This is a genomic window from Streptomyces sp. NPDC127097 (assembly GCF_042724075.1).
Classification (GTDB): domain Bacteria; phylum Actinomycetota; class Actinomycetes; order Streptomycetales; family Streptomycetaceae; genus Streptomyces.
The window spans coordinates 21896-34115 of the sequence record NZ_JBHXFI010000026.1; the positions used below are offsets into that span (position 1 = coordinate 21896).

Genomic DNA, 12220 nt, shown 5'->3' on the forward strand with positions numbered 1-12220 from the left:
CTCGGGGGTTCACGAGATGGCACCACGCTCAAGAACGCCGAACCTCGCACTCGCCGGTCTCGGCGAGAGCGCCGACCCGGGCGAACCAGCCGACATCGCGGCGGGAGTGATGGATTTGGGCAGGGCCGATATGGACCCCTCACGGCGGGCGGTGCTCGGCGCCGGGCTGTACTCGGCCGCGCTGGCCGTGCCGGGATTTGACGCCGTCACGGCAAGGGCCGAAGCGACGACCGCCGGGCGTACGGTGCGGATCGGCACGGGCGACGTGCAGACCGTCCGGACGATGACGGAGAACATCGCGGACATCCTCGATGATCTCGGCGGAGCGCACGCCCGGCCGATGGCCGCCGCCTTCCTCGTCAACACCGTCGGCCCCTACCTGAAGGCCGGCGGCACGGAAGAGGCCCGGAAGGCGATGCGGTCGGCCGCCGCCGACCTGGTATATCTCACCGGCTGGATGGCCATGTACGAACGGGAACACCGCATCGGGCAGCGGTACTTCGTCAAGGCCCTCAAGCTCGCCGGCGCCGCCGAGGACCACCTCACCTACTGCCGCACCCTGCGGGGCATGGCGTTGCAGGCATCCCACCTCGGCCACGGCGCGAAGGCCCTTGAACTCGCCGACTCCGCCGCCGAAGCCGCCCCCGTCGCGGGCCCGCGTCTGACCGCGTTCCTCCGGGGGCAGCAGGCACACGGCGCCGCGATGGTGAAGGACCGCCGCCAGGCGTTCACCCGGCTGCGAGAGGCCGAAGCGGCCCTGTCACAGGCCGACGGCCGTAACGACCACATCGGCGGTTACGACCGTGCCGCCTACGAGTTCCACGTGGCGCACGTGCTGTGGGAGCTGGGCGACCGCCAGGAATCGGTCCGGGCGCTACGCCGCTCCAACCGTGTCCGGCCGACGCAGGAACGCCAGGGCCGCCTGCACACCAACGGACTTCTCGCCCGACGCCTCCTCGCCATGCGCCACGTCGAAGAGTCCTGCGAGGCATGGCGCCGCTTCCTGGACGACTACGCGGGAACCTCCGGCGCCCGCGGGGACGAGCATTTCGCCACCCTGCGGGAGGGGCTGCGCCCGTATCGCCACCTTCCCGCCGTGCGCCAACTGTCGGACCGGGCACGGGAAGTGGGGCGGCTCAAGGCGGCGTAGCCTCGCAGCTCGGACGCGGCTGACGCGCGCCGTGCCTGGAACCCGGCGCCCTGGAAATCCGAAGCGACCGCCCGAGCGCCCTCACCGCCTCCGCAGGGAAGCGTCCGTGACAGCCGGCGGCAGGTAGTAGGCGTCGGCCCGGTTGAGGTCGGTGCCCGGCGGGACGATGGCGTCGATCCGGTCGAGGATGTCCGCGTCGAGCGTCACCCCGGCCCCGTCCAGCATGCTGTCGAGCTGGTCGAGGGTGCGGGGGCCGATGATCACGGACGTCACGGCGGGGTGGGAACGGACGAAGGCGGTCGCCAGGTGGGGGAGGGGCAGGCCGGCTTCCGCCGCGACCCCCGACAGGGCGGTGACCGCCTCGGCCTTGCGGGCGTTCGCGGGGATCGAGAGGTCGAACTTCTGGCTCTCCATGCCGGCCCGGGAGCTGGCCGAGAGGTCGCGGCCGGACAGCCAGCCGGCGCTGAGCGGGCCCCAGGTCAGCACGCCCATGCCGTAGCGCTGGGCGGTCGGCAGCACCGCGTTCTCCACCCCGCGGGCCAGCATCGAGTACGGGGGCTGCTCGGTGCGGAAGCGGAGGTGGCCGCGGCGCTCGGCGGTCCACTGGGCCTCGACGATCTGCTCGGCGGGGAAGGTCGAGGAGCCGATCGCCCGCACCTTCCCGGCGCGGACGAGGTCGGAGAGCGCGGCGAGCGTCTCGTCGATATCGGTCGTCGGGTCGGGGCGGTGCATCTGGTAGAGGTCGATGTAGTCGGTGCCCAGACGGCGCAGGCTGTCCTCCACCGCCCGTACGATCCAGCGCCGGGAGCTGCCGCCGTGGTTGGCGTCCGGGCCCATGGAGCTGACGGCCTTCGTGGCCAGGACGACGTCCGCGCGGCGGCCCTTGAGCGCCTTGCCGACGATCTCCTCGGACTCGCCGGCGGCGTACACGTCCGCGGTGTCCACGAAGTTGATCCCGGCGTCCAGCGCACGGTGCACGATCCGTACGCAGTCGTCGTGATCGGTGTTGCCCCAGCCGCCGAGCATCATCGCGCCGAGCGCGTACTCGCTGACCGAGATGCCGGTACCGCCGAGGATCCTGCGCTGCATGAGTGCTCCTTCTGCGAGTCTGCGAGTGGCGAGTCTGCGAGTTCTCAGGGGTGTCCCGAAGGGTGTCTCCGGGGCGTGCCGGAGTGCGTCTGCGGGTCGTCCGGAGGACGTCTGCGGGGCGTGCCGGAGTGCGGCTCCGGGGCGACCGGGAGACGTCCGGGCACCACCTTGCTGTCCGTAGGGGGAGCGGACCAGGCCCGTCGCAACCTGGGACGGTGGGAACCACCCAACCGGCCGTGCGTCGCATACTGGACCGATGCTGTACGCGGAAATCGAGATCAGCTCGTTCCTCAAGGCGCGCCGCGCGGCGCTCGACCCGGCCGACCTGGGCCTGCCCGGCGGCGTGAACCGGCGCCGGGTGCGCGGGCTGCGGCGCGAGGAGGTCGCCCAGCTCGCCGGCATCAGCGTCGACTACTACACCCGGATCGAGCAGGGCCGGGCCCCCGCCATCTCCGACTCCGTCCTGGACGCCATCGCGCGGGCGCTGCGGCTGACCGACGGCGAGCTGACCTACCTGCGCAACATCGCCGTACCCCGGCGCCCCGGCGCGGACTGCTGCGCCGCCGGCCCCGCGCCCCGGACCGTACGCCCCGAGATCCAGCAGGTCCTGGACGCGATGGGGGACACCGTCCCGGCCATCGTGGTCGGCCGCGGGCTGGACATCCTGGCCTGGAACACGCTGGGCGGCCGGATCGCCTTCGACCTGGAGGGGCTCGCCCCGGACCGGCGCAACACCGCACTGCTGGTCTTCCTCGACCCGGCGGCGCGTGACCTGCACCCGGACTGGGAGGCGAAGGCCGTGGAGGTGGTCGGCAATCTGCGCGCCGACAGCGGCCGGCACCCCGACGACCCGCGGATCTGCGAGGTGGTCAATGAACTCCTCGCCCACAGCCCGGACTTCCGGCGGATCTGGGAGACGCAGTCGGTGCACGAGTGTCTGCGCGGCACCAAGCGGATTCTGCATCCCCAGGTGGGCGAGCTCGTCGTCACCTTCGAGAGCTTCCGGCTGGGCAACGACCCGGACCAGGCTCTGGTGACGTACACGGCCCCGGTCGGCTCGGAGACGGAGCGGCGCATCCGGGAGCTGGGGCGGACCCTGGCGGAGCCGGCGCTGACCACGTAGGGGCGGCGGGGCCCGGGGTGTCCCCTGAGGTCCGGCGCTGACCACGTAAGGGGCTCGGGCCATCCCTTGGGGGCCGGCGCTGACCACGTAGGGACGGGACCCGGGTCACCCCCTGGGGGCCAGCGCCTCCCACCGGACGGTGACCTCGCCCTGGCGGCGGCGCCGCGGGTCGCCGGTCAGCGGCCAGTCCGTGGCCAGCGCTGCCACGGCCGCCCGCCAGCGCTGGCGGGCACCCAGCGCGCCGAGCGGGGCGGCGGTGGCCCAGGCGCGGTCGAAGTCCCGCAGGAAGGCATGGACCGGCTCGCCCGGCACATTGCGGTGGATCAGCGCCTTCGGGAGACGTTCAGCCAGGTCAGAGGGGGTTTGGAGGGCGCTGAGGCGGGCCGCGAAGGTGACCGTGCGCGGCCCCTCGGGGCCCAGCGCCACCCAGACGTGCCGCCGTCCGATCTCGTCGCAGGTGCCCTCGACCAGCAGCCCGCCGGGCGCCAGCCGTGCGCACAGCCGCCGCCACACGGCCGCCACCTCGGCCTCGTCGTACTGCCGCAGCACATTCGCGGCCCGGATGAGGACCGGTGCCCGCGTCCGCTGACCCGGCAGCGGCACCTCGAAGCCACCGTGGAGGAAGTCCAGCCCCGGCCGCTCATAGGTCCGCGCGGCCGCCACCCGCGCCGGGTCGATCTCGATGCCGACGACCCGGGCGTCCGGCCGTACCGTCCGCAGCCGGCCCAGCAGTTCCACCGCGGTCCAGGGCGCGGCGCCGTAGCCGAGGTCGACCGCGACGGGGTCGGCGGAGCGGCGCAGCACGGCGCCGTGTTCCGCGGCGATCCAGCGGTCCATACGGCGCAGCCGGTTGGGGTTGGTGGTCCCGCGGGTGGCGTTGCCGACGGGGCGGGACGGTGCGGTCGCCGGGGCGGCGGTAGGGACGGAGGGGCGGCGGGCCATGGCATCGAGAGTATGGGGTGGCCGCGGGTGCGCCGCCCGCCGAGGTCCCGCCGGGGCGGGTGAGGGCCCGCCGGGACCGGCCGACGCCCCCCGGGACGGCCTGGAACCCACCGGGACCGGCCGACGGCCCACCAGCCCCACCCCGCCGCGCCGGCCCCGGCCGCCCCCGCGGAGCTCCCGCCCGCCCCCGCCAGGTCACGCTTTGGCAAAGTACGCGGAGCGCGTGCCGAACGGAAATGGATGGCCGTGGTCGGTTGTTGGACGGGGTCGGAGGCGCGCCGCCGCCTCGCCTAGGAGGTAGCTCGACGTGAGCCAATACGTGTCCCGGCTCCGCAGTCGTCCCCATGGCCAGTTCCCGGGCCAGGCCCGGCTGCGGCTGCCCGGCAGCCCCCGCCGTCCGCGGCGGGTGGCGATGCTCAGCGTCCACACCTCCCCGCTGCATCAGCCCGGCACCGGCGACGCCGGCGGCATGAACGTCTACATCGTCGAGCTGGCCAGGAAGCTCGCCTCGATCAACATCGAGGTGGAGATCTTCACCCGCGCCACGACGGGCACCCTCCCGCCCGCCGTCGAGCTCGCCCCCGGCGTCCTCGTCCGGCATGTGGACGCCGGCCCGTACGAGGGACTGGCGAAGGAGGAGCTGCCCGCCCAGCTGTGCGCCTTCACCCATGGCGTGATGCAGGCATGGGCCGGCCACCGCCCCGGCTACTACGACCTGGTGCACTCCCACTACTGGCTCTCCGGCCATGTCGGCTGGCTGGCCGGCGAGCGCTGGGGCGTCCCGCTGGTGCACGCCATGCACACCATGGCCAAGGTCAAGAACGCCGCGCTGGCCGTGGGCGATACCCCCGAGCCGGCCGCCCGGGTGATCGGCGAGACCCAGATCGTCCGGGCCGCGGACCGGCTGATAGCCAACACCGCCGAGGAGGCGGACGAGCTCGCCCGGCATTACGAGGCCGAGCCGGACAAGATCGCGGTGGTGCACCCCGGCGTCAACCTCGACCGCTTCCGGCCCACCGGCGGCGACGTCGCCGAGAGCCGGGCCGCCGCCCGCGCCCGCCTCGGCCTGCCGCAGGACGCGGTCATTCCGCTCTTCGCCGGCCGAATACAGCCGCTGAAGGCCCCGGACATCCTGCTGCGCGCGGCCGCCGCCCTGCTGGAGGGGGACCCCTCGCTGCGCTCCCGTCTGGTGGTGCCCGTGGTCGGCGGGCCCAGCGGCAGCGGTCTGGCCAAGCCCGAGGGCCTCCAGAAGCTGGCCGCCCGGCTCGGCATCGCGGATCTGGTGCAGTTCCGCCCGCCGGTCGGCCAGGAACAGCTCGCCGACTGGTACCGCGCCGCCTCCGTGCTGGTCATGCCCTCGTACAGCGAGTCGTTCGGACTGGTCGCCATCGAGGCCCAGGCATGTGGCACCCCGGTCATCGCGGCCGCGGTCGGCGGGCTGCCGGTGGCGGTGCGCGACGGCGTCAGCGGCTTCCTCGTCGCCGGCCATGACCCGGCCGACTACGCCCGCGCGCTCGCCCGCTTCGTCGCGGACCCGGCCCTGCCCGCCCGTATGGGCACCGACGCGGCCCGGCACGCCCAGTCCTTCGGCTGGGACACCGCCGCCGCGGCGACCGGTGACGTCTACACCGCCGCCATGCAGGAACACCGCCGTCACCTACGATCGCTCCATGGGTGACACGGGCGAGGACCACGGCGTGAGCAGGACGACGGGGCAGGCCGGGCCGGCCGTGCCCCCGGGGGCGACCGCGCACGACGTGATCGAGCAGACGCTGAACGACGCCGGCCTCGACTGGGAGTCCCCCTCCCACGGCACCTACGTCATCAAGCTCCCCGGCACCCGCAAGCTCTCCACGACCTGCTCGCTGATCGTCGGCCGGCACTCGCTCTCCATCAACGCCTTCGTCGTCCGCCGGCCCGACGAGAACCACGAGGCCGTGCACCGCTGGCTCCTCGAACGCAACACCCGCCTCTACGGCGTCGGTTACGCGATCGACAAGCTCGGCGACATCTACCTCGTGGGCAAGCTCCCGCTGGCCGCCGTCACCCCCGACGAACTCGACCGCATCCTCGGCACGGTCCTGGAGAACGCCGACGGCAGCTTCAACACCCTGCTGGAGATGGGCTTCGCCACGGCGATCCGCAAGGAGTACGCCTGGCGGGTGTCCCGCGGCGAGTCCACCCGCAACCTCGAAGCCTTCGCGCATCTGACCCAGCGGCCCTCCGCGTAGCAGCCGTACGCCGAAGGGCCCGGCCGGGGGAGCGGCCCGGGCCCAAGCCGCCCGCCCCCGTCACGCCACCGGCTCGCCCGCCCCCACCGGCGCCCCGGCCTCCCGCCCGCGCCCGGAAGACGACCCCTGCTCCGCCGACTCCTGCGTGCCCACGGCTGGCCGGCCCGCGGCCACCGCCCCCGTGCCCTCCTCCTCCGGCAGGCCCCGGAGCAGCAGCCCGTAGCCCACCGCCGCCACCGTGCCCACGGCCGCGCAGCCCGCCCACAGGACATCCGCCCCGTACTGGTCGATGACCACGCCGCCGAGCAGAGGGGCCACCAGGGAGGCGACCGACCAGGACAGGGTGTACATGCCCTGGTAGCGGCCGCGGCCGTGCAGCGGGGACAGTCGCACCACCAGCCCCATCTGGGTGGGGGAGTTGATGATCTCGCCGAGGGTCCAGACGGTGACGGCGACCGCGTACATGGCGACCGAGCCGGCCAGCGCGGTCAGCCCGAAGCCGTAGCCGGCGAGCAGCGCGGAGCCGATGAGCAGCAGGGCCGGGCTGCGGTGTTCGATGAAGCGCGTCACCGGGATCTGAAGCAGCACGACGAGGACGCCGTTGACCGCGATGACCATGCCGAACTGGGCGCTGGAGAAGCCGTCCTGACCCATCGACACGGGCATCGAGACGTATGCCTGCTGGAAGAGCAGCGCGAGCAGCAGGTTGAGGCCGACGACGGTCATGAACCGGCCGTCGCGCAGGACGGTCAGCATGGAGACCGGGGCGGGGGCCGGACCGGTGGCACCGTCGCCCGGGCCGCCCGGGCCGCCCGGGCCGCCCGGGGCGCTCTGGGCGGGCCGCGATTCCGGGAGCTTCCAGAAGACCACCAGCGCACAGGCCAGCACGAGCGTGGCCTCGCCCACGAAGAGTGCCAAGTAGCCGTGTTCGGCGATGAGTCCGGCGGCGGTGGAGGAGATGGCGAAGCCGAGGTTGATCGCCCAGTAGTTCAGGGCGAAGGCGCGGACGCGGTCCTCGGGGGCGACGATGTCCGCCATCATCGCCTGGACGGCGGGGCGGGAGGCGTTGCTCGCCATGCCGACCAGGCCCGCCACCACCGCGATCGCGACCGGGTCCGTCATGAAGCCGAGCAGCAGGACGGACGCCGCCGTCGACAGCTGCGCGATCAGCATGGTGGGCCGCCGGCCGAGCCGGTCGGTCATCACCCCGGCACCCACGGACGAGATCACGCCGCCCAGCCCGTGCAGCGCCGCCACCAGTCCCGCGTACGAGGCCGAGTAGCCGCGCTCGACGGTCAGATAGAGGGCGAGGAAGGTGGCGACGAAGGCGCCCAGCCGGTTGACCAAGGTGCTGGTCCACAGCCACCAGAACTGCCGGGGGAGGCCGGAGACGCTCTCCAGGGCGGCCCGTCGGAAAGCGGACCGCCTGGTGAGGCCGGGCGTGGATGCGGACATGACATTTCCCCCGTCTAATGGTGAAGCGGTGCGTGGCAGGGATGCGGGCGGGTCCGGCCGCGGCGGGCGCCGGAAGGGCGGGCGGCGGGCACGGAAGAGGCGAGCGGTGTAAGTGGTGACTACGGCATCCGCACCCTACTGATCGCCCGGCCCGGCCCGCCACTCAATTGACGGGAAGCGTCAAACGTCGTCGGGGATCCCAGCTCCTGGACCGGCGCCGGGCCTGGTCCGGACGTCGATTACGCTCGACGCCATGGCCGACGCACCGTACAAGCTGATCCTCCTCCGCCACGGCGAGAGCGAGTGGAACGCGAAGAACCTGTTCACCGGCTGGGTGGACGTCAATCTCAACGAGAAGGGCGAGAAGGAGGCAGTCCGCGGCGGAGAGCTGCTCAAGGACGCCGGCCTGCTCCCCGACGTAGTGCACACCTCCCTCCAGAAGCGCGCCATCCGCACCGCGCAGCTGGCCCTGGAGTCCGCCGACCGGCACTGGATCCCGGTCCACCGCAGCTGGCGGCTGAACGAGCGCCACTACGGTGCGCTCCAGGGCAAGGACAAGGCGCAGACGCTGGCCGAGTTCGGCGAGGAGCAGTTCATGCTCTGGCGCCGCTCGTACGACACCCCGCCGCCCGCCCTGGAGGACGGCGCCGAGTTCTCCCAGTCGGACGACCCGCGCTACGCGTCGATCCCGCCGGAGCTGCGCCCGAAGACCGAGTGCCTCAAGGACGTCGTCGTCCGCATGCTGCCGTACTGGTACGACGGCATCGTCCCGGACCTCCTCGCCGGCCGCACGGTCCTGGTCGCCGCGCACGGCAACAGCCTGCGCGCGCTGGTCAAGCACCTCGACGGCATCTCCGACGAGAACATCGCCGGCCTGAACATCCCCACCGGCATCCCGCTCGCCTACGAGCTGGACGCCGACTTCCGCCCGGTCAAGCCCGGCGGCACCTACCTCGACCCGGAGGCCGCCAAGGCCGCCATCGAGGCCGTGAAGAACCAGGGCAAGAAGAAGTAAGAACGGCGATCAGGCCCCGCACTGCATGTTTCGTGCAGTGCGGGGCCTTCGTTTTCCCTGGGAAATCCGCGTCACCATTTTTCTACTGGTTCCGCGATATGCCGAAATGTCATCGATGCTGCGTCCGGGTTCGGCCGTGAAGTGCATAGTCTCCGATTATTGTCACCATGTGCGCATATGTGGCATCGCGGCCCGCGCGCCCGTCGCTTCGCCGAATTGATGGGCGCTCAGGATTGCTTGTGCGAGACGGAGTTCCCCTAGGGTGTAGCGCAAGGGCGCATGCGCCGGAGTTGTGGATAGCGGGGGAAGGGCAGTGTAAGTGGCTGACCAAGAATCATTCGTCGATCACGCGGAACTGATGAAGCTGGCGAAGAGCTTTGAGCAGCACTCCTACGACCTGGAGTCGGCTCTCAAGAAGTTCGTCGCGGAAACCGGGGAAGAGGCCATCAGTGACGGCTTCGGTGTCCTGACCGAGTCCGAGGAGGTCACCTCGGCGTACATCGAGTACTCCACGGACGTCGCCGGTGCCATGAAGTCCATTTACACGCATCTCGACGCCATCGGCGCCGGCCTGAAGCAGGTCACCGTGAACACGGAGACCAACGACCAGGGTGTCGGCGCGCTCTTCGGTGATCACGGGGGCAAGTGATGAGCGGAAACGAGTCCGTTGCCGAGGAGATCGTCGAACTCGGAATTGAGATCGTCCATCCGGGCGGCCGACCGGACGAGCTGAAAGAGGCCGCCAAGGAGTGGCGTCACCTGAAATCCGAGGTCGACCGTATCTTCGGCGCCCTGGACAAGCAGGTCAACGCCGCGGTCGGGCACACGTGGCGGGGCCCGGCCGCCGAGGCTTTTCACGAGCACTGGAAACAGTGCAAAAAGGCCGCGGACCATGTGACCGAGCATTTCGATGAAGCCGCCGCGGGTCTGGAAAAGGCCGCGAAAGCCATCGAAGAGGTCAACAACGAAATCGAGGACATCTACATCGAGATCGGGATCTCCGTCGGAGTCTCGATCGGTATGTCGTTCGTGACCTTCGGTGTCTCCGCCGCGGTCGGTACCGCCCGAATAGCGATGCTGGCCAAGAAAGCTTTGGACGCGGCCGGCATGCTGGGCCGGATGCTGCGGGCGGTTGCCAATGCGTACAAGGCGTTCAAGGGCATCAACAAGTACACCGAGGCCGCCGCGAAGCTGTTGTCCTCCTTCGCGCTGAACTCCACCACCGGCACCGCCGGCGGCGTGGCCACCAGCCTCATCAGCGGCAAGGGCCCCGAGTGGGGGACCAACCTCATGGGCGGTCTCGCGGGCGCAAGCATCGGTACCGGCGTGGGTGCGGCCGCCACCCGCATGGGCGCCGGCGAGGTCGTCAGCGGTGCCGCGGCCGGCGCGGCCGGTGGGGTCGGCGGCGATGCGCTGGACTCCTGGCGCAAGGGCGAGGACCTCGACATGCGGCAGACCGCGATCACCGCCGTCGCCGGCGGCGCGGCCGGTGGCGCCGGCGCCACGATGCGAAGCATCGACAAGGGCCTGCGCGATATCGCGAACGACCTCAGGGGCACGCACACGCCCGAGAGCCACGACATCGCCCGGGACACCGCGTGGGGCACCACCGTCCCCATCGCCGGCGGTGTCGCGGCGAACGACGGCAAGGACGGCTGGGGCGACGTCGACGACCACAACAAGGACGTACAGTCGGGTGCCAAACAGGGCACCAAGGGGCGCGATGCCTCAGCGACCGACGAGGTACGAGATGTCTTCGGCTGACCACGCCACCACCGCGGCCGCGCCGCCCGCCCTTCGACGGGTGGGCGCGGCCCCACGCCGGGCCGGGGCGTACTTCGGCGCACTGGGTCTGGCGGCCCTCGCCGCCGTCTTGCCGCTGTGGCTCTTCTGCTCGGAACCGGAGCCGCGCCGGACGGCGATACTCGTCGCGCTGGGGTGCGCACTGGCCTGTGTCGGCGCCATCGCCGTGTTCCAGCGCGCGGCAGGGGGACGGCGGACGTACGCCGCGGTCGCCGTCGCCGAGTTCTCGGGGGCAACGGGCGAGCCTGGCGCCGCGGAACCGGACGGGCCGCCCCGGGTGCTGCCCTCGCGCCGGGGCATGCAGGGGCGTTCCTTCGCCTGGTCCCTAGGGGTCTGCACGGCGCTGGTGACCCTTCTCGCGCTGGTGATCGGGGCGCCCCAGCGTCCGGAACCCATGCAGCGGATCGCCGACGCCGGTGCGGAGTTCGCACACGTTCGGGTGGAGAAGGTCAGCGACGTCCAGTTCCACGATCCGAGCAAGGGCCATGACTACTACACCTCGACCGCGGTCGTCCGGCTTGCCCCGAAGGCGGGCGGGCGGCCGGTGACGGCAACCGTCCATCCGGTCACGCCCGACCGTCCGCGCGCGGGTGGCAAGGTCTCGGTCCTCTACGCCCCGGCGCATCCCGGACTGGGCGCCCTCGCGGGGGACGAGCGCAGCCTCGGTGCGGCGCTGGAGGGCTCCACGATGGGGACCGGCCGCGTCTTGATCATCGGCATCGCCTGGGCCGCCGGCCTCGTCCTCTCCGTGGTCGGCCTTTCCCTGCGCCATGGATTCCGTTCCTTCTCCCGGCTGGGCGGCACCGATATGGCCGTGCGCGGGACATGCCTGGGGCCCGGATTCTGGCAGCGGGACTCCCAGAAGCAGATGTGCCTGAAAGTTGTCACCGCGTCATCCCGCACCGCGCATTTCCTGGCCGCTGTCGGAGAAGAACATGTCCCCGATTCCCTGACGGGGCAGCAACTGTGGCTGTGCTGGGCCGCCCGGAGCGGCGCCGACGGCGGGCGGTCATCCGGGGGCGACACCCCGGCGGCGCTGGTGTCCGACGACGGCTGGGTGATGCACGGGACGCTCAAGGCCGACGATGCGCAGATGATGGCCGCCGAGGGCGTCTCCGTCGAAAAGGCCGCCGCGGGCAACGGCGAGTCGCGCGCTCTGCGGCTCTGGGACCCGCACTCCGCGTGGCCGCTTTACGTGGCACCGTCGGTGCTGGTGCTCGCCGCGGTGCTCATCGGCTGCGCCGCGCTGCTGACCTTCGACATCACGGGCGTCTGGCGCTGGGTGACCGGCATCGCCGGCGCCGTCGCCGGGCTGGCGCTCGTCCTTCTCGTGACGGCTGCCCCGCACGCGTCGAAATTCCGCGCGGCCATGTCCGAGGGCGGGACGAATCCGGCCTGAGTCCCTCCGGGGA

General features: G+C 71.9%; 11 protein-coding genes. 8 read left to right on the top strand and 3 right to left on the bottom strand.

Annotated features, from left to right (window positions below):
• Positions 1-16: 16 nt before the first annotated feature.
• On the top strand, positions 17-1150 hold the full coding sequence (locus tag ACFWJW_RS20445; RefSeq protein ID WP_387243048.1) for a hypothetical protein: 1134 nt from the start codon (positions 17-19) through the stop codon (positions 1148-1150).
• A gap of 81 nt (positions 1151-1231) precedes the next feature.
• Here the strand turns inward: ACFWJW_RS20445 and ACFWJW_RS20450 are convergent, their stop codons facing one another.
• Positions 1232-2239 (bottom strand): aldo/keto reductase, encoded by a 1008-nt coding sequence (locus ACFWJW_RS20450; RefSeq protein WP_387243051.1) that lies wholly within the window; start codon positions 2237-2239, stop codon positions 1232-1234.
• 256 nt (positions 2240-2495) lie between these two features.
• Between ACFWJW_RS20450 and ACFWJW_RS20455 the strand changes: the two genes are divergently transcribed.
• Positions 2496-3362 (top strand): helix-turn-helix domain-containing protein, encoded by an 867-nt coding sequence (locus ACFWJW_RS20455; RefSeq protein ID WP_387243054.1) that lies wholly within the window; start codon positions 2496-2498, stop codon positions 3360-3362.
• Between the two features lie 105 nt (positions 3363-3467).
• Here ACFWJW_RS20455 and ACFWJW_RS20460 read toward each other — a convergent pair whose 3' ends face one another.
• Positions 3468-4304 (bottom strand): class I SAM-dependent methyltransferase, encoded by an 837-nt coding sequence (locus ACFWJW_RS20460; protein ID WP_387243057.1) that lies wholly within the window; start codon positions 4302-4304, stop codon positions 3468-3470.
• A 307-nt stretch (positions 4305-4611) separates the two neighbouring features.
• Here ACFWJW_RS20460 and mshA point away from each other — a divergent pair, with 307 nt between their 5' ends.
• Positions 4612-5982 carry a D-inositol-3-phosphate glycosyltransferase gene (gene mshA, locus ACFWJW_RS20465; RefSeq protein WP_387243060.1) on the top strand — a complete coding sequence of 457 codons (1371 nt, stop codon included), beginning with the start codon at positions 4612-4614 and terminating at the stop codon, positions 5980-5982.
• On the top strand, positions 5975-6535 hold the full coding sequence (locus ACFWJW_RS20470; RefSeq protein ID WP_387243063.1) for a YbjN domain-containing protein: 561 nt from the start codon (positions 5975-5977) through the stop codon (positions 6533-6535). Before mshA ends, ACFWJW_RS20470 begins: the two co-directional genes overlap by 8 nt.
• Before the next feature lie 60 nt (positions 6536-6595).
• Here ACFWJW_RS20470 and ACFWJW_RS20475 read toward each other — a convergent pair whose 3' ends face one another.
• Positions 6596-7990, bottom strand: coding sequence for an MDR family MFS transporter (locus ACFWJW_RS20475; protein WP_387243066.1), 1395 nt, complete (start codon positions 7988-7990; stop codon positions 6596-6598).
• A gap of 253 nt (positions 7991-8243) precedes the next feature.
• On the opposite strand from ACFWJW_RS20475, the gene ACFWJW_RS20480 reads away from it, so the two are divergent.
• The 4 genes from ACFWJW_RS20480 to ACFWJW_RS20495 all read left to right on the top strand — a co-directional run bounded on the left by ACFWJW_RS20480 (position 8244) and on the right by ACFWJW_RS20495 (position 12207).
• Positions 8244-9005 (top strand): phosphoglyceromutase, encoded by a 762-nt coding sequence (locus tag ACFWJW_RS20480; protein ID WP_042149646.1) that lies wholly within the window; start codon positions 8244-8246, stop codon positions 9003-9005.
• Positions 9006-9324: 319 nt separating this feature from the next.
• The gene (locus ACFWJW_RS20485) at positions 9325-9654 is read left to right on the top strand and encodes a hypothetical protein (RefSeq protein ID WP_387243069.1); all 330 of its coding nucleotides are present in this window, start codon (positions 9325-9327) and stop codon (positions 9652-9654) included.
• On the top strand, positions 9654-10769 hold the full coding sequence (locus ACFWJW_RS20490; protein ID WP_387243072.1) for a WXG100 family type VII secretion target: 1116 nt from the start codon (positions 9654-9656) through the stop codon (positions 10767-10769). Before ACFWJW_RS20485 ends, ACFWJW_RS20490 begins: the two co-directional genes overlap by 1 nt.
• Positions 10756-12207, top strand: coding sequence for a hypothetical protein (locus ACFWJW_RS20495; protein ID WP_387243075.1), 1452 nt, complete (start codon positions 10756-10758; stop codon positions 12205-12207). Before ACFWJW_RS20490 ends, ACFWJW_RS20495 begins: the two co-directional genes overlap by 14 nt.
• The last annotated feature ends 13 nt before the right edge of the window (positions 12208-12220 follow it).